The sequence below is a fragment of the Candidatus Pelagibacter sp. HIMB1782 genome (assembly GCF_052047475.1).
Lineage (GTDB): Bacteria > Pseudomonadota > Alphaproteobacteria > Pelagibacterales > Pelagibacteraceae > Pelagibacter.
This window is the reverse complement of sequence record NZ_JBNAKE010000002.1, coordinates 79,301-95,460: the sequence shown is the minus strand read 5'-3', so window position 1 is coordinate 95,460 and position 16,160 is coordinate 79,301. Positions and strand designations below refer to the sequence as shown.

At 30.5% G+C, this 16,160-nt stretch carries 20 protein-coding genes; 2 read left to right on the top strand and 18 right to left on the bottom strand.

Annotation, left to right across the window (positions count from 1 at the left end; all coding sequences use genetic code 11):
* Positions 1-7: 7 nt before the first annotated feature.
* The 9 genes from ACTTAO_RS05020 to ACTTAO_RS04980 all read right to left on the bottom strand — a co-directional run bounded on the left by ACTTAO_RS05020 (position 8) and on the right by ACTTAO_RS04980 (position 6,663).
* Positions 8-331, bottom strand: coding sequence for an AzlD domain-containing protein (locus ACTTAO_RS05020; RefSeq protein WP_440691191.1), 324 nt, complete (start codon positions 329-331; stop codon positions 8-10).
* Entirely contained in the window at positions 321-1,025 is a 705-nt protein-coding gene (locus tag ACTTAO_RS05015) for an AzlC family ABC transporter permease (RefSeq protein ID WP_440691190.1), read from the bottom strand. The genes ACTTAO_RS05020 and ACTTAO_RS05015 overlap by 11 nt, the downstream gene beginning before the upstream one ends.
* Positions 1,025-1,810 carry an ABC transporter ATP-binding protein gene (locus ACTTAO_RS05010; RefSeq protein ID WP_440672078.1) on the bottom strand — a complete coding sequence of 262 codons (786 nt, stop codon included), beginning with the start codon at positions 1,808-1,810 and terminating at the stop codon, positions 1,025-1,027. Before ACTTAO_RS05010 ends, ACTTAO_RS05015 begins: the two co-directional genes overlap by 1 nt.
* Positions 1,810-2,550, bottom strand: a complete 741-nt coding sequence (locus ACTTAO_RS05005; protein WP_440691189.1) for an ABC transporter ATP-binding protein — start codon at positions 2,548-2,550, stop codon at positions 1,810-1,812. The genes ACTTAO_RS05010 and ACTTAO_RS05005 overlap by 1 nt, the downstream gene beginning before the upstream one ends.
* A complete protein-coding gene (locus ACTTAO_RS05000) occupies positions 2,547-3,599 on the bottom strand; it encodes a branched-chain amino acid ABC transporter permease (RefSeq protein WP_440657041.1) in 1,053 nt (350 codons plus the stop codon). The genes ACTTAO_RS05005 and ACTTAO_RS05000 overlap by 4 nt, the downstream gene beginning before the upstream one ends.
* Entirely contained in the window at positions 3,586-3,768 is a 183-nt protein-coding gene (locus ACTTAO_RS04995; RefSeq protein WP_262590330.1) for a hypothetical protein, read from the bottom strand. Before ACTTAO_RS04995 ends, ACTTAO_RS05000 begins: the two co-directional genes overlap by 14 nt.
* Positions 3,765-4,658 carry a branched-chain amino acid ABC transporter permease gene (locus ACTTAO_RS04990; protein WP_075506246.1) on the bottom strand — a complete coding sequence of 298 codons (894 nt, stop codon included), beginning with the start codon at positions 4,656-4,658 and terminating at the stop codon, positions 3,765-3,767. The genes ACTTAO_RS04995 and ACTTAO_RS04990 overlap by 4 nt, the downstream gene beginning before the upstream one ends.
* Before the next feature lie 63 nt (positions 4,659-4,721).
* Positions 4,722-5,960 (bottom strand): amino acid ABC transporter substrate-binding protein, encoded by a 1,239-nt coding sequence (locus ACTTAO_RS04985; protein WP_440651780.1) that lies wholly within the window; start codon positions 5,958-5,960, stop codon positions 4,722-4,724.
* Between the two features lie 88 nt (positions 5,961-6,048).
* Positions 6,049-6,663, bottom strand: a complete 615-nt coding sequence (locus tag ACTTAO_RS04980; protein WP_075506248.1) for a LysE family translocator — start codon at positions 6,661-6,663, stop codon at positions 6,049-6,051.
* A 124-nt stretch (positions 6,664-6,787) separates the two neighbouring features.
* Between ACTTAO_RS04980 and ACTTAO_RS04975 the strand changes: the two genes are divergently transcribed.
* On the top strand, positions 6,788-7,084 hold the full coding sequence (locus ACTTAO_RS04975) for a TIGR03643 family protein (protein ID WP_075506249.1): 297 nt from the start codon (positions 6,788-6,790) through the stop codon (positions 7,082-7,084).
* 3 nt (positions 7,085-7,087) lie between these two features.
* Positions 7,088-7,345 (top strand): glutaredoxin 3, encoded by a 258-nt coding sequence (gene grxC / locus ACTTAO_RS04970; RefSeq protein WP_440653768.1) that lies wholly within the window; start codon positions 7,088-7,090, stop codon positions 7,343-7,345.
* A gap of 8 nt (positions 7,346-7,353) precedes the next feature.
* Here the strand turns inward: grxC and msrB are convergent, their stop codons facing one another.
* The 9 genes from msrB to mreC form a co-directional block, all read right to left on the bottom strand.
* Complete coding sequence (gene msrB, locus ACTTAO_RS04965) at positions 7,354-7,728, bottom strand: peptide-methionine (R)-S-oxide reductase MsrB (RefSeq protein ID WP_440691187.1); 375 nt, start codon at positions 7,726-7,728, stop codon at positions 7,354-7,356.
* Positions 7,729-8,622, bottom strand: coding sequence for a histone deacetylase family protein (locus ACTTAO_RS04960; RefSeq protein ID WP_440691185.1), 894 nt, complete (start codon positions 8,620-8,622; stop codon positions 7,729-7,731).
* Between the two features lie 2 nt (positions 8,623-8,624).
* Entirely contained in the window at positions 8,625-9,575 is a 951-nt protein-coding gene (locus tag ACTTAO_RS04955; protein WP_262590328.1) for a D-2-hydroxyacid dehydrogenase family protein, read from the bottom strand.
* Positions 9,568-10,464 (bottom strand): DMT family transporter, encoded by an 897-nt coding sequence (locus tag ACTTAO_RS04950; protein WP_440618102.1) that lies wholly within the window; start codon positions 10,462-10,464, stop codon positions 9,568-9,570. Before ACTTAO_RS04950 ends, ACTTAO_RS04955 begins: the two co-directional genes overlap by 8 nt.
* Positions 10,465-11,706, bottom strand: a complete 1,242-nt coding sequence (locus tag ACTTAO_RS04945) for an NAD(P)/FAD-dependent oxidoreductase (protein WP_440691184.1) — start codon at positions 11,704-11,706, stop codon at positions 10,465-10,467.
* 68 nt (positions 11,707-11,774) lie between these two features.
* Positions 11,775-12,899, bottom strand: coding sequence for a rod shape-determining protein RodA (gene rodA / locus ACTTAO_RS04940; RefSeq protein WP_440691183.1), 1,125 nt, complete (start codon positions 12,897-12,899; stop codon positions 11,775-11,777).
* Positions 12,899-14,803 (bottom strand): penicillin-binding protein 2, encoded by a 1,905-nt coding sequence (gene mrdA / locus ACTTAO_RS04935; protein ID WP_440691181.1) that lies wholly within the window; start codon positions 14,801-14,803, stop codon positions 12,899-12,901. Before mrdA ends, rodA begins: the two co-directional genes overlap by 1 nt.
* Positions 14,796-15,314, bottom strand: coding sequence for a rod shape-determining protein MreD (gene mreD / locus ACTTAO_RS04930; RefSeq protein ID WP_440691180.1), 519 nt, complete (start codon positions 15,312-15,314; stop codon positions 14,796-14,798). The genes mrdA and mreD overlap by 8 nt, the downstream gene beginning before the upstream one ends.
* The gene (gene mreC, locus ACTTAO_RS04925) at positions 15,314-16,159 is read right to left on the bottom strand and encodes a rod shape-determining protein MreC (RefSeq protein ID WP_440691179.1); all 846 of its coding nucleotides are present in this window, start codon (positions 16,157-16,159) and stop codon (positions 15,314-15,316) included. The genes mreD and mreC overlap by 1 nt, the downstream gene beginning before the upstream one ends.
* Position 16,160: the final 1 nt, after the last annotated feature.

The following is a 16,160-nucleotide window of genomic DNA, read 5'->3' as shown; positions in this document are numbered from 1 at the left end:
ATTTTATTTAGAAATAATTGACTAATATTGCCATGCTAATGGCAGAGAAAATTGTGGGATAAACATAATTTTTTTTAAAAATAAAAAAAACAGTTAAGGATAGCACAACAACAACAAATCTTACTAAGTAGCTTGAGTCATCCATTACACCAACTGGAAAAATTATTGTTCTTGCAATTAGAGCTGCTAAAGTTGCGTAAGCTAAACAGTTAAACCATTTAAATATCTTAGAAGTTTCTTTTATACCCTCTGAGCTTACTGCCCCAAGAAATCTTGATAAAAAAGTTGCCAGGGACGTCACCAAAATTGCTAAAACGATACTAGTTGACATTTTTTTCCCCTACTAAATAAGCAATAGTACCACCAACTACTCCACCTAATAAAATAGACCATTCTGGTGAAAAAAAATAAAAAACAGGTCCTAAAATAATTCCAAGTAAAACTGATAAAGTAACTTGTCTTGTCTTAGACGCTCCTACCATCATGCATAAAAAATAAACAGGATTTAAAATAGCTAAACCCATCATCATTTCTTTATTTAAATATTCTGAAAAATAGAAACCTATTAAAGTACCAATTACAGCAACACTCCAAGTTGCGCTTCCAATCCCTATCCAATAATCAATTCTATATTTTTCTGGAATAGCCTTATAATTACTCTTCATAATCAACCAAGCCGATACAGCTATGAAATGGCATGAAAAATAATATTTCCACTTTGGTTGTTCTTCATGCATCATTAATGGAAACAAAGAAACAGCCATTGGATATAAACGAGCATTAACAAACCAAACTGCTAAAAAAATATTTAACAAAGAAGCACCAACCAATAAAGACTCTGCCATAACCAAAGATCCTGGCAAAGCGTAAGTCAGCATTGTAGAAAAAATGCTTTCTTGAATATTGAAGCCAAGATTTTTTAAAAGTGCTCCTATAGCAATAAAACAACAACCTAATGCTATTGCTGGACTATCATGTGCTAATATTGATTTATAACCTTTAAAAAAAAAATCTTTATTTATCATTAGCCACCAAGGAATAGTCTACCGACATCAGGGTTTTGTAACAATTCATCCCCTTTGCCAGCTATTGCAGTTTGTCCAGATACTAATACATATCCAATGTCTGCAAATTCTAAACCTTTTTTGGCATTTTGTTCAACTAATATTATAGTTTTCTTTTCATTTTGCTGAAGATCTTTAAGTATCTCAAAAACCATATCAATATATCTTGGCTCTAAACCAATTGATGGTTCGTCAACCAACAATACTGATGGTTTCATTACTAGTGCTCTAGAAATTTCTAATAATCTTCTTTCACCACCAGATAAAACTTTTGCAGGCTGATTTCTTCTATTCCTCAATCTCTCATATTTTTCTAAAATTCTTTCAGCTTCTTCAAATGACTCCTCTGTTTTATCTTTAATATATCCACCCATTAACAAGTTTTCTTCAACTGTCATATCTGGGAAGACTGAGTTATCTTGTAAAATATATGCAATTCCAACAGATTTTAATTTTTCAGCTGGTGTAAGATTTGTAATTTCTTTGCCTTCTATTTCAATTTGACCAGAGAAGATATTTGTAAATCCATAAATTGAATGAAGAATTGTAGATTTACCAGCTCCATTTGGTCCAATCAAACACAATGATTGTGCTTTATTCACAAATAAATCAAAATTATGTAAAATTTCCATTTTACCATATCCGGCATTTAATTTTTTTATCGTTAAATGTATTTCATCTGGAGATAATTTTTTTAAATCTTCTGGCGTTGGAGCTTTTCCTAAAACTTCGTATTGATTAGACATTATTGAGCTCCTAAATATGCGTCGACAACTCTTTTGTCGTTTTTAATTTCATCTGGTGAGCCATTCGCCAACATTTTACCATGTGCCAAACAAAATATATTTTCAGCTAATTGCATTATTACTCTCATATTATGTTCTATAACTAGAAGCGTAATTCCAAAATCTTGATTTACTTTTATTAATCTATCTATAATTCCATTAATTAATGTTGGGTTTATCCCAGCTGTAGGTTCGTCTAATAATAACATTTCTGGTTCATTCATTAATGCCATAGCAAGCTCTAGAAGTTTTTGTTGTCCAAATGATAAATCTCCTGCTCTTAGTTTTCTCTTTTGATATAAACCTACGAAATTTAATAAATTTTCTGCTTTTTCTGTAAGCTCTTGAGGTATTTTAGAAAACAGTTTTAATATACTTTCATCACTACCTTTATGGCTAATAAGCATATTATCAATGCAGTTCAATTTTCCATAAATTCTTGTTTGTTGAAATGTTCTTAATAATCCTAGCTTTGCTATTACGGGAACAGGAAGTTCAGAAACTTCTTTTCCGTTAAATTTAATTGAACCCTGGTCAATTGGATAAGTGCCTACAATTGAATTAAACAAAGTTGTTTTTCCTGATCCATTTGGACCAATCAATCCTACAATTTTACCTTTTTCAACTGACATGGAGATATCAACATTAGCCTTTACTCCTCCAAAAGATTTACTAACATTATTAACTTCTAAAATACTCATTTTATCTCTACCTGAGCCTTTCGATCAGCTTCATCAACTACTTCTCCAAATCTGTGAGGATATTTTTCTCTCAACCATCCCATTAATCCCTCAGGGAAATAAATTACAATCACCACAATTAAAACTCCCAAGGCTACATACTGCCAGCCTAGGAAGAACGTCCAAAATCCTTCTTTAAAAATATGGAATATTGTTGCACCAATAACTGGTCCCCAAAGGGTTCCTTTACCACCTAATATTGCCATCAAAACCATGAACACTCCCATTTCTCTTCCGTCAAAAGCAACATCTGTAGAATCGATATATCCAACTAGTCCACCCATTATTCCTCCTGCAAGACCACAGAAAAATGCAGAAATCATCCAACCGATAATTTTATATTTCATTGTTGCAATTCCCATAGCTTCAGCCTTGTCTTCATTATCTCTGATTGCATTAAGGATTAACTTAAATCTAGTAGAGTAAATTGCTTTGACTGTAACGAATGTAAGTATCAAAACTAAGAAACTTAAAAAATAGAAGAACTCTCCTCTAGCTTCTAAGCCTCCTACATTAGGAAAAGGTGGAGTGGTAAAACCTTGCCCTGCTCCAATAATTTCAATTCCTCCAGAAATTTCACCAGCAGCTACTCCTAATCCTAGAGTGCAAATAGCAAAGTAGTGACCTCTCAATCCTAAAATTGCATAACCAATTAAACCAGCAACAATAGTTGGAACTACTGCAGCAACAACAAGTCCCATTGCCATACCTTGGAAAAATTGGGTAGGAGTATGTACAAATGTTTTTTCACCACCACTTTCTGTCCACTCTGCTAATGGAAAAAACATTCCAACTTGAACTGAAGCACACAAATACATACCCAGTCCATAGAACAAAATATTTCCAAATGTATTGTATCCCATCTCCCCTCCTTGGATATTCCAAGTAGTTGCAAGAACAATTAGAATGCAAAGAATTGATAATTGTACTTTAAATGCTGGAAATATAAATGGTGCTGCTAAACCAAATATTAAAATTCCTATATAAAGTATTAAATTATTTTTGTTCATATAGACTATTAATTTTTTCTCTGAAATTTTGATCAACTGTAAAATAATGACCATCTTCATCATGCACACTTGAGCCTGATGAATGATATTCATCTAAGTGTTTTTTAAATTTATCTATGTCAACTTCAACTGATTGACCTTGATTATCATTAATTTTAACTTTCCTCATTTTAAGTACTCTCTTTTTCTTGAAAGTTTAAATCTTCGATAAACTAAAATTAAAACTAGTAATAAAAATACTGATCCAATTCTAAATTCTGTTCCTAAAATGTAATCTGCAAATTCCTCAAAAACTCCCAATCCCATTCCTGACATAGCGACACCTGGTAAGTTTCCTAAACCAGCAACAATAACAATCATAAAAGATCTAATCGTATAAGGTAAACCCATATAAGGATGAATAGTAAATGTTATAGAGATTAAAGCTCCAGCTACACCACATAAAGCAGCATTAATTCCAAAAGTCGCCGCATATACTTTTTCAGTATCTACTCCTAAAATTTTTGCAGCACGTGCGTTTTGAGCAGTTGCTCTAATTGCTCGTCCAAGCTTAGATTTTTTCATATAAATCACTAAGCAAACTGCAAATAAAATACTGATAAATGCTGAAAATATTTTTGAATTAGGAAGAACAACATTGTTATCAAACAACATTGTTGTACCGTAATGCGAGTTTGCAAGCACGACATCTGCACCAAATGCAAAGTTCATTAATTGCATGAATAAAATACTTATTCCAAAGGTAGCTAAAATTGAGATGAATAAGTCTCTATCAACTACTTTATTTATAACCAGTTTATAGATCGCAATACCTACGAAATACATTATGATTGGAGCAACAATTACTCCCCATGCTGGATGAATACCGTAAAGATACATAAAGTATGCAATATATCCTCCTAAAATAACAAGATCTCCTTGAGCAATATTAATTATATTCATAACACCCCACTGAAGTGCCATTCCATATGCAATCAATGCGAATAATACTCCTAAAAGAATGCCATCCAAGCAAGCTTGAACGGTTATCATTGGATATTGAAATACAAGAAAATCCATAAAATCTTTTTTGGTTTATATAAAAAAAAGCCCCCTATTACTAGGGGGCTCAATTTTTAATTATTATCTTTCAGACCACTTAGGCATTGGGTGAATTAACTTAGCAGATGCCCATTTTAATGGAGCAACAACTTTGTTTTCACACTTACCAGCATCATCACACATTACTTGGAAAAGTACCATTGGCTTATCAACGTTCTGACCACCAGGTGCAAATTTAATATTTCCATAGAATGTTTGCATGTTAGTAGCTGCAAGAGCATCTCTTACTTTCTTTTGATCAAAAGAATTAGCTCTTTCAAATGCATCTTTGAACACCAATAACGCAGCTGAAGACTCAGCAGATTGATATGGTGGATCATATCCAAACTCTTTCTCAAAGTCTGCAGCATAGGTCATTCCATCCTTAAAGAAATCATCTTTATAAGTTAGAGATTTATGCCATTGAGAAGCACATAGTGCATACTGAGAATTAGCACCATGTTGTTTTGATAATTTCGCTGCATCACAGTGAGTCATAGCCAACATCGGAACATCAACCTTCATTTCAGCAATTTGTCTTACTGCAGTCAATGCACCTTTGGTATGACCTGATACAACTAAAACATCTGGTTTCATTTGTTTAACTTTAACCAAAGTTGCAGCCATATCATTTAACTCTTTAGGCAGTTTGTCATCAATGATGATTTCAGATCCAGTTCTTTCTGCAGCATCTAAAATACCTAATCTAACATCCTGTGAAAAAGCATCTTGTTCAAAAGCTTGAGCAATTCTAACTGGTTTTCCACCATTTAGCTCAACTGCTGTTTCAATCGCTACATCAAGATATAAGTTTGCTGGGGCTAGTACCGCAAATAGATATTTGTAACCTTTAGTAAACAAAGATCTAGATGCACCATTTGCCTCAACCATTGGAACACCATATTTTTCAGTTACTGGTGCAATCGCTTTTGTAAGACCTGAACTGTATGGGCCAAGCATAAACTCAACACCATCTTGTGAAATTAATCTTTCTGCAAGCTGTGCAGCTCTCTTAGGGTTCGACTCATCATCATAGTAGATAATGTCAAACTTATAAGTTTTTCCACCAACTTTAATACCACCCATGCTGTTAATTCTGTCAACGGCCATGTTATAACCATTTTGAGTATGAACACCATTAGATGAGTATTTACCAGTTAAGGAAATTGCAGCACCTAAAATAATCTTGTCACCAACTACCTTTGCAAAAGATGCAACGGAAGTTGAAAATAAAATTACTAATGCAGAAACAAAACTTAAAATTATTTTATTTAACTTCATTTTATTTCCTCTTTAATTAATTAATTTATAATCAATTAAATAAATAAATTGTATACAATGCAAGTGGCAATAAAGACTTAGTTTAGGTTTAATATTGTTGTGTAATAACAATAATTCCAGCGATAATAACTAAAACACTCGCTGAAATTGTATTAATTGTTTTAGGATTTGCTGTAATCCATTTAATCAATTTTTGTGCGAGTATTGCATAACCAATCAAGGATAAAAAATCTAATACAATGTAGGTTGTAATTAAAATTATAAATTGACTTAATAGATTAGAACTAAAATCAATAAATTGTGGAAATATAAAAGGAAAAAACATCCATGCCTTAGGGCTAGTTCCTGCAACTAAAAACCCATCTCTAAAAAAAGATAAATTACTTTTTGTAACTTCTTCCTTATCTTTTAAGTTTTTTGGGCGAGACTTATAAATATCATAAGCTAGATACAAAATGTAAAGAACTCCAATCCATTTGAAAATATTAAGAATTAATGAATTTTCTGAAAAAAAAGAACCTATTACAAAAATTACCAAAGTCGCTTGAATTAAATTTGCAGTTACATCACCAAGTGCTGACCAAACACATTTCCCTACACCATAATTCATTGAATAAGAAATTATAACTATTCTAGGAGTACCCGGGGTAATGAACAAAAAAATGATGATTTGTAAGTAGAGTATAAATTCTAAAGGAAGCATATTCGTAAAGAGAAGATAGTCCTTAAAAACCGGGAGCTAAAGATGGCTAAGAAGGACTATCTAGGTGATAATACCAGAGGGTAAAAAAAATGCATTAAATTTTTTTTTCAAATATAAAGGGTTTATGAAAAAAAAAGGGTACACCCCGGTTACCAAAGTTAAAAATCCTGAACCCAGCATTGACGACCCAGACTGGGTAATTTGGGCAGCTTGGGCAGACCGGATTACTTTTGAGGAAATTGAAAAAAAAACAGGTAAGCGAGAATCTGATGTAATTAAAATTATGAGGAGATCTCTAAAACCCTCTTCATTTAGATTATGGAGAAAAAGAGTAAATCAAAAAAGCATTAAGCATAGGAAAAAATTTGAATATTCTAGAAAAGAAATCACTAGTAAAATTAAAAAAGGTGACTATCTATAAGTCATGAAAAAAATTACTATGTATACAGGTCCGTTATGTAACTATTGCGAAGCTGCAAAAAGATTATTAACAAGAAACAACGCTCCATATACCGAAATTGACATTTCAAAAGTTGAAGGCGCAATGGATGAAATGATTAAAAAAGCAAATGGAAAAAGAACAATTCCACAAATTTTTTTTGATGAGCAGCATATAGGTGGCTATGACGAAGTAAGAGCTCTAGAAAAAGAAAATAAACTTCAAGATTTGTTAAAAAATTAAAATTATTTTTAAGCTTTTGGTTTAAAAACTAAACAGACACCATTATTACAATATCTTTTCCCTGTTGGTTCTGGACCATCATCGAATATATGTCCATGGTGACCACCACATTTTTTACAATGATATTCTGTTCTTCCATAACCTAAATGATAATCTGTTTTTGTTTCAAATACATCAGGCAAAGATTCATAAAAGGATGGCCAACCAGATCCACTTTCATATTTAGTATTTGAATCAAATAATTTCTCACCACAATTTGCACAATGAAAACTTCCTTCTCTTTTTTCATTATTAAGTTCACTTGATCCAGCAAGTTCTGTGCCTTCCTCAAACAAAATTAATTTTTGTTCTGTTGTCAGGTTCGGATTAATTTTTTTTGTCATTTAAATATATTTAGCACAAGTTTGATGCAACAAAGAGTGCAATTCTACTAATTTTTCAAAATCTTTATTGTATCCTCCTCCTAAAACTCCACAAAAAGGTATTCTTTTTGAATAAAAATTTTCTATTACTAGCTCATCTCTCAATTTTACACCTTGATCGGAAATTTTTAATTTACCTAATCGATCATTAAAATGAATATCTACTCCTGCAATATAAAAAACAAAATCAAAATTTTCTTGATTTAACTCTTTTAAATTGTGCTTTAACGTTTTGATGTAAGTATCATCCTCTGTGTTATCTTCTAGTTCTACGTCTAAATCGCTAATAGATTTTTTTGCAGGATAATTAGTTTTTGAATGCATACTAAACGTAAAAACATTTCTATTTTCTTTAAAAATATCTGAATTTCCATTTCCTTGATGAACATCAAGATCTACAATTAAAATTTTATTTGCTAGGCCCCTGTTAAGTAAATAATGAGCTGCAACTGCTACATCATTAAATACACAGTAACCGGCACCACCATTGTAATTAGCGTGGTGGCTCCCTCCAGCCGTATTACAAGAAATTCCATAATTTATAGCAAGTTTTGATGCCAACACAGTCCCCCCTGTTGCAACTAAAGATCTCTTAATAACACTATCTACCAAAGGAAAACCTATTTTTTTAACACCATCTTTGTCTAAAGTTTTATTTGTGATGTCTCTTATATATTTTTCAGAATGAGCAAATTTTAATGTTTCAGATGAGCATGGATAAGGTTTATGAAACTTTTTGACTACATTGTTTTTAATTAAATAATTTGCAAGTTCACTAAATTTATTTATTGGAAATTTATGATCATCTCCAATTTTTGCAAAATAATCTTCGTGATTTACAACTGGTAACTCCATGGTTACTCTAAAACTCTGATTGGCTTTCCATTAACACAAGCCTCTAATCCCTCGATCATTTGATTGTAAAAAATACTGTAATTTTCTGCTGTTACATATCCTATATGCGGAGTTAACAAAGCGTTAGGTAAAAATCTTAATTTATTATTTTCAGGCAGAGGTTCTTTTTCATAAACATCGATTCCAGCTCCAGCAATTACATTAGTTGATAATGCTATAATCAAATCATCTTCATTAACTATTGGACCTCTTGAGGTATTAATTAAAAAAGCTGTCTTCTTCATATTGTCTAACTCTTTTAATGTTATGCAATCTTTGTATCTCTCTCCACCTTGCACATGAATAGATAAAACATCTGAGTTCTTAATTAAATCATCTTTACTACATGGTAAGACATCTAGTTCTTTACATTTATCTAAACTTAAATTTTCACTCCAAGCCATAACTTGCATTCCAAAAGCTTTTCCAATTTTTGCAACTTCACTTCCTACTCTTCCCAATCCTATTAATCCTAATATTTTTCCTTTTAGCTCAACACCAATCGTAGTTTGCCAATATCCTTGATACATATTATCAAACTCTTCTTTAAAGTTTCTAGCTAAACCAAGAATTAGTGCCCAAGTAAGTTCAGGAGTAGGATTGATATTAATATCTGTCCCGCAAACTATAATTTTTCTTTTTTTAGCAGCTTCTAGGTCTATAGATCTATTTCTTAATCCACTCGTGATAACAAATTTTAAATCACTTAAATTATCAATTAGATTTTTTGTAATTGGAGTTCTTTCCCTCATTATCAAAAGAGCTTCAAAATCAGCTAATTGATCAATAGCATCTGCCTCATCTACAAAAGGTTCACTGAAAATTTTAAATTCATATTTTCCAGATAATTTTTCTAAATCTACAAATTGTTGAGCAACATTTTGGTAATCATCTAATATAGCAACTTTAAGCATTTTTAATTTTTTTGTTTGATAAAAATAGACCTAATATAATTAAAATAGACCCAATTAAATGAAAAAATAAAAATTTTTCATTAAAAAGTATGATTGCAAAAATTGTACTGAATAAAGGAATTAATGATAAAAAAATTCCTGCCCGATTAGCTCCAATTATCGCAACAGCACCTGCCCAACAATAGTAAGAGCCAATACTTGGAAACAAAGCAATATAAAATAAAATATAAAAAAAGTTACTATTTATCTCTACAACTTTATCTTGAATTATATCTATAAAAAATAGAGGTAAAAGAAATATTAGGCCAAAAGTGCATATGATTTGCACAAGGGCAAGTAGAGAAACATCAAAATTTCTTTTTCTTAAATATGCTGAATAAACTCCCCATGCAATTATCGCACCTATCATAAATAAATCTCCTTTATTAAAATTTAAAGAAAGCAAAATATTAAGATCCAATCTTGTGATAATAGCTAAAATACCTAATACAGAAATAAACAGGCCTGATAATTGAAAAATATTTGTTTTTTCAATTTTTAACAAAAAACAAACTAAAATTATTGTGACTGGTATTGCAGTATTAAAAAGAGATGCATTGATTACTTGGGTATGATTTAAAGCATTATAAGTAAATGAAGTAAATATACAAACACTGGTAAAACCAAGGATAAAAAATAAAGATAAATTTTCTTTAATTTTATACTTTAATTTAAATATCTCCTGATAGGTAAAGGGAAATAAAATTATCCATACAAGACACCATCTTAAAAATGAAAGAGTATTTGGTGGTATGTTTTGCAAGTATGCAAACTTCGCAATTGTAAAATTGCCTGCCCAAAATAATGTTGCACAAACCAACATTAAATATGCTTTGGCGTTCTGACCCACTTAGCTAAATCTTAACGAACTATAAGGTTTTAAATCTAAGTTTGTATTTTCGTTCGCAATCATTCCTGAAACAATCTTTCCAGAAATTGGGCCTAAAGTCCATCCTAAATGATGATGTCCAAAACAATAATAAACATTTTTATAATTTTTTGATGGCCCCATGACAGGTAAAAAGTCTGGTAAAGTTGGTCTAAATCCTAACCACTCATCCTCATGCTCGGGTAAATCACCAAGCATATATTTTGCATTATTAATTAAATTTTTAACTCTAGATTTTGACAAAGGATTTTCCAATCCACCAAATTCAACTGTACCAACTACTCTTAATCCTTGTTCCATTGGTGTAATACCAAAACCACGGTTTGAAAATATTACTGGTCGGCTTAATAAATGATCACAGTTTTTAAAATGAACATGATATCCTCTTTCAGTATCTAGAGGAATTTGTTCATCTAAATTATCAGTCAATTTTTTAGAAAAAGCGCCACAAGCAATTACTGCTTTATCAAAAACATAACTTTGTGTTTCAGTTTTAAAAATAGGTTTTTCATCATCAAATTTTATATCTTTAATATTTACTTTGTTAAACTTTCCACCTTTTTGTAAAAATAGATCAAATAATTTTAAAAGGATTCTTTTTGGATTTCGAGCATGTCTTGCATAAGGATAGTAAACTCCAGCATGATAAAAAGGTTTAATATGGGGTTCTAAATCATGAATTTCAGCTTTATTAACGAGTTGCTGCTTTACTCCCAATTCATCTCTAACTCTAATTTCTAATTCCCTACTTTTTAAATCTTGTTCATTCCAGATATAAAGTATTCCTTTGTTTTCCACTAATCCTTCAAGATCTATTTCATCAAATAATTCATCATACGCCGGTAGAGCTAAATCTAAAATTTGATGCATATTTTTTGCCGTGTGCATCATCTTAGTTTTTGTGGTGTTCATGATAAATTTTATGAACCATGGAATCATTTTTGGAACATAATTCCATTTTAATGCTAGAGGACCAGTTGAGCTTAATAACATAGCCGGAACATCCGCTAAGACATCAGTTCTATTTAAAGAAAGTGAAGCATAAGGCGAGAAATGTCCTGCATTTCCATACGAGGCTGCTTGACTTCCTGGATTGTCTCTATCAAATATTGTTACATTAAATCCCTTTTTTTGAAGGAACAATGCATTTGAAACACCTTGGATACCTGCACCAACTATACCGACTTTAATGTTCTTATTCATAAGAGTGTTATACAATTAAAAAATTAAATTTTCATAGTGACAAATTATGCTTAATTAAAATAAATATTTTAAGCAATCATCTGTTTGTGATTTATCTTGGCACTTAGAACAATTCCGAACCCGATCATGGTTGCTAACATAGAGGAACCTCCATAGGACATTATTGGTAATGGAGAACCAACAATTGGCAATAAACCTAAGACCATTGAAAGATTTACAACAATGTAAATGAATATTGCAAAAGCAAATCCAAAGCAGAACAATCTTGAAAAATTGCTTCTTGAGATAGCACCTATTCTCAAAATTCTAATAATAATAATTGAATACAAAATTAATAATCCTACTGATCCTATAAATCCAAACTCTTCTGAAAATAAAGTAAATATAAAGTCAGTATGTTTCTCAGGTAAAAAATCCAAATAACTTTGCGTGCCTTTCAAAAAACCTTTGCCCTCTAAACCACCAGAACCTATTGCTATTTTCGACTGAATTATTTGATAACCAGCACCTAATGGATCTCTATCAGGGTCTAAAAAAGTCAATATTCTCAATTTTTGATAAGGTTTTAAGAAAGAAATTACAAAAGGTAGTGATATTAAGAAAACTATAAAAGAATAAATAAAATATTTTATCTTAACGCCTCCCAGCCATAAAACAATTAATCCACTTGATGCAATGAGAATTGAAGTTCCTAAATCTGGTTGTGAAAGCACCATAATAATTGGTATTAAAATTATAGTTATAACTGTCATGATACTTGTAACTGAGTTTACATTTTCAATTTTAACCCTGTGATAATATTTTGCTAAGCAAAGTATAATTGCTATTTTCATTAACTCTGACGGCTGTAAATTAAATAAATATAAATCCATCCATCTTCTTGAGCCTGATGATTTTATTCCAAAAAAAGAAACATAAATTAGCAAAAGAATTACAGCTATATAAAACAAGTATGATAATTTGTGCCACCATCTAATATTAAAAAACGCAATTAAAATCATTAAAGGGAAAAAAACTACTATTTTACTAAAATGACTTTTTGTATGAAATAGAATTTCTCCTCCATCTGTTGAATACATCACAAATAAACTTAATATTGAAAGTAAAAATATACTTATTAGTAAAATATAATCTAACTCTTTAACCTTTTGCCAGAAAGTAAGTTCGTTATTTAATCTATCGTGTTGAAACATCAAATTTCTATTTCCTCAAAATTTTTTTGTTTATTTCTTAGATCGTTTCTATCAATTATTAATTTGAACAATTCTTTTGCAATTGGTGCTGCAGTTTTACTTCCTGAGCCACCATGCTCAACTATAATACTTAATGCGTATCTTGGATTAATATACGGACCATAAGCAACAAATAATGCGTGATCTCGATCTTTATAAGGAATTTGCTCAATTTTAAGATCAAGTTCTCTTTCTCGCATGCTAATTCTCTTAACTTGCGCAGTTCCAGTTTTACCAGCAAACTGATATTTTGGATCGTCTATTCTAGATTTGTATGATGTACCGTATAATTCATTAGTTGAACTAAACATGGCCTCTTGAACAATTTTTATATTTTTAGGATTCTCAAATAATTTTTTTTCTTCAGAAAATAAAGACTCTTCCTCAAATTTATTTTTAGCTTCTTCGAAAGAAACAGCATTATTATCAACTATTATTCTTGGTTTTATAGAGTAACCTCCATTAGCAATTTGAGCTGTCATAAGGCATAATTGAAGTGGAGTTGTTTGAGTGTATCCTTGACCTATTCCAGTTATTAATGTTTCACCAAGAACCCAACCTTTCCCAAGATTATTTTTTTTCCATTTAGTGTTTGGAAATAAACCTGATTTTTCAAAATCAAAATAATCTCCTAATACCTTTTTACCTAAACCAAATTTTTCAGCTGTAACATTTAGTCGATCTACTCCTAGTAATCTTGCAACTTCATAAAAATAGGTATCACATGATTGTTTCATTGCATTTTTTAAACTTACAAATCCATGACCTTTTTCTTTCCAACAGTGAAAAGTCTGTCCATAGAGCTCCATCTTACCAGTGCATTTAACTTTAAAACTTGGACTAACAATTTTATTTTCTAAGGCAGATAAAGCTACAATTGGTTTTATTGTAGATCCTGGAGAATAAAGTCCTGCAAGTGTCTTATTTACTAGTGGTTTTAATGGATTATTTCTAATTAATGCCCAATCATCATTGCTTATACCAAATAAAAATTTGTTTGGGTCATAAGAAGGAGAAGAGTACATTGCGATGATATCGCCAGTATAAATATCCATTACACTTATAGATCCAGCACGATCATTTAAAAGTTTTCCACATGCTTTTTGAACCTCAGTATCAACAGTTAATCTTACTCTTAAACCTTGTTTTCCTTTTTGATGCTCAAGTTGATTAATTCTCTTCCCATAAGCGTTTACTTCATATCTTTGAATTGCGTTTGTACCAATTAAGTAATTCTCTAAAGTTTTTTCTAAACCTAATTTTCCAATTTTCATTCCTGGTACAAACCTTTCTTGAACTGTTTCATTAGCAAGAATTTCTTCTTCATTAGGTTGACTGACATATCCTAGAATATGAGTATAAGTTTCGCTAAAAGGGTAATTTCTTGAAATGGTCATAACTGGTTTAACACCAATTAAGTCATATAAATAATTATTTATTTTTAAAAAATCACTCCATGATAAATTTTCAGAAACAATAATACTTTCCCAAGGTTTTAATTTATTTTTTGATTTTACAATTTTTTCAATTTTTTTATCACTCAGGTTAAGTAGAGTTTTTAATCGAGTTAACAAATAATTGAAGTTTTCAACTTGTTCAGGAATTATATGAAGTTGATATACTTTTAAATTTCCAGCTATGACATTGCCAAAATAATCCACTATATCGCCTCTTATTGGTGGTAACTTCCACTCTCTAATTCTATTTTTATCTGAAAGAGTAAGATATTTTTTATTTTCGTTAACTTGCAAAGAAAAAAGTCTAGCTATAATTCCTGTAAAAATAATTACTTTTGCAGCACCAATAATAAACATCCGTCTATTAATTACGTCTGTTTTTCTAATACCTGAATTACCGCTAATCATTCTGTTTATTTGAAATTTTGCTATTTAAAATGTTAAATAAAATAAAAAAAAATGGGTAAAATAGAAAAGTAAAACCAGAGTTTATTAAGTAGTCCATATAATCTACCTGATATAAAAATATTAAGTCTAAAATTATTACTTGAATTGAATTGACAAGCAAAACAGCAATAATAAATGAAAGCCAATCATTTATAAATTTTGGGCTTAGTGTAATTTGTCTAATATATGAAGTAATGGCACAGATTAGTAAGTAACAAAAACTGCTTATTCCAATTGGAATACCAATTACTACATCGTTAATAATTCCTGCTAAGAAAATTGAGAAATATCCTAGGTAATCTGGATTTCTTAAAGTCCAAAAAAAGATTAAAATGAAAATGAAGTTGAATGAAAAATAATCTAACTTTAAATAATTTAAGTCAAATTCATTAAACACTGAAAAAAACAAAAGAATAATCGGTAAATAAGTGAGGAATGATCTTAAAAAATTACTTTTATTCAATGAAGCCATTATTGACCCTCCCCTATTTTAAATTCTACAATCTTTACAAAACTTAATTGTCCAAAATCAGAAAAAAAACTTAGTTGCTCTGAACTATTTGTTATTTTACCAACTGGAATACCTGGTTTAAAAATACCAGCAAGACCAGAGGTGTATACAACAGCCTCATTTTTAATCTGATTTTCTTTGTACTCATCTTTGGTATATTCAATTATTCCATGATCCTTACCAGTTCCAGAGGCTACAGCTTGTAGAAATGGGGGCTGAATTACCACAGGTATTTTGCTATTCAAATCTGACAACAGTAGCGCTCTTGAATTTGAATAATTTACCTCAATAATCTGACCAACCAAATAATTTCGATCCATTACTGCCATTCCCATTTTTACATTGTCTTTAGTTCCTCTATTCAAGACTATTGATTTTAAATATGGACTTTCTTTATCGATTAAAACTCTCGCAAATATATCTTCTGAATTTATGCTTTCATCAATCAACTCTCTAAGTCTTTTATTTTCAGCAATTAAAATATTATTTAATATTTTTATCTCTTCTGTATTCTCTATTTTTATTAATTGATTTTGATGATTTTTATAAAAATCAAGGTGTGATTTAAATTTAGATATTGCCTCTTTAATTTTATTTTCTGGCACTGATACAACAAAAGAAGATCTATAAATTACTTCGTTGATTCCTGATTTAATAATTTGAATTGGTTTAAAATTAAAATTACTTAAAATTATTATAACAACGGATAAAAAAATTAAGCTTATAAGTGAAAACTTTTGTTGATCTTTCTTTTTTAAAAAAACTGATCTTAAGGCAATTACAAAGTCGTCTCTGCCTTTTACCATT

Bases quoted from the DNA above. Each gene is read 5' to 3' on its own strand.
- ACTTAO_RS05020 (WP_440691191.1), bottom strand. From the start codon at position 331: ATGTCAACTAGTATCGTTTTAGCAATTTTGGTGACGTCCCTGGCAACT.
- ACTTAO_RS05015 (WP_440691190.1), bottom strand. From the start codon at position 1,025: ATGATAAATAAAGATTTTTTTTTTAAAGGTTATAAATCAATATTAGCA.
- ACTTAO_RS05010 (WP_440672078.1), bottom strand. From the start codon at position 1,810: ATGTCTAATCAATACGAAGTTTTAGGAAAAGCTCCAACGCCAGAAGAT.
- ACTTAO_RS05005 (WP_440691189.1), bottom strand. From the start codon at position 2,550: ATGAGTATTTTAGAAGTTAATAATGTTAGTAAATCTTTTGGAGGAGTA.
- ACTTAO_RS05000 (WP_440657041.1), bottom strand. From the start codon at position 3,599: ATGAACAAAAATAATTTAATACTTTATATAGGAATTTTAATATTTGGT.
- ACTTAO_RS04995 (WP_262590330.1), bottom strand. From the start codon at position 3,768: ATGAGGAAAGTTAAAATTAATGATAATCAAGGTCAATCAGTTGAAGTT.
- ACTTAO_RS04990 (WP_075506246.1), bottom strand. From the start codon at position 4,658: ATGGATTTTCTTGTATTTCAATATCCAATGATAACCGTTCAAGCTTGC.
- ACTTAO_RS04985 (WP_440651780.1), bottom strand. From the start codon at position 5,960: ATGAAGTTAAATAAAATAATTTTAAGTTTTGTTTCTGCATTAGTAATT.
- ACTTAO_RS04980 (WP_075506248.1), bottom strand. From the start codon at position 6,663: ATGCTTCCTTTAGAATTTATACTCTACTTACAAATCATCATTTTTTTG.
- ACTTAO_RS04975 (WP_075506249.1), top strand. From the start codon at position 6,788: ATGAAAAAAAAAGGGTACACCCCGGTTACCAAAGTTAAAAATCCTGAA.
- grxC (WP_440653768.1), top strand. From the start codon at position 7,088: ATGAAAAAAATTACTATGTATACAGGTCCGTTATGTAACTATTGCGAA.
- msrB (WP_440691187.1), bottom strand. From the start codon at position 7,728: ATGACAAAAAAAATTAATCCGAACCTGACAACAGAACAAAAATTAATT.
- ACTTAO_RS04960 (WP_440691185.1), bottom strand. From the start codon at position 8,622: ATGGAGTTACCAGTTGTAAATCACGAAGATTATTTTGCAAAAATTGGA.
- ACTTAO_RS04955 (WP_262590328.1), bottom strand. From the start codon at position 9,575: ATGCTTAAAGTTGCTATATTAGATGATTACCAAAATGTTGCTCAACAA.
- ACTTAO_RS04945 (WP_440691184.1), bottom strand. From the start codon at position 11,706: ATGAATAAGAACATTAAAGTCGGTATAGTTGGTGCAGGTATCCAAGGT.
- rodA (WP_440691183.1), bottom strand. From the start codon at position 12,899: ATGTTTCAACACGATAGATTAAATAACGAACTTACTTTCTGGCAAAAG.
- mrdA (WP_440691181.1), bottom strand. From the start codon at position 14,803: ATGATTAGCGGTAATTCAGGTATTAGAAAAACAGACGTAATTAATAGA.
- mreD (WP_440691180.1), bottom strand. From the start codon at position 15,314: ATGGCTTCATTGAATAAAAGTAATTTTTTAAGATCATTCCTCACTTAT.
- mreC (WP_440691179.1), bottom strand. From the start codon at position 16,159: ATGGTAAAAGGCAGAGACGACTTTGTAATTGCCTTAAGATCAGTTTTT.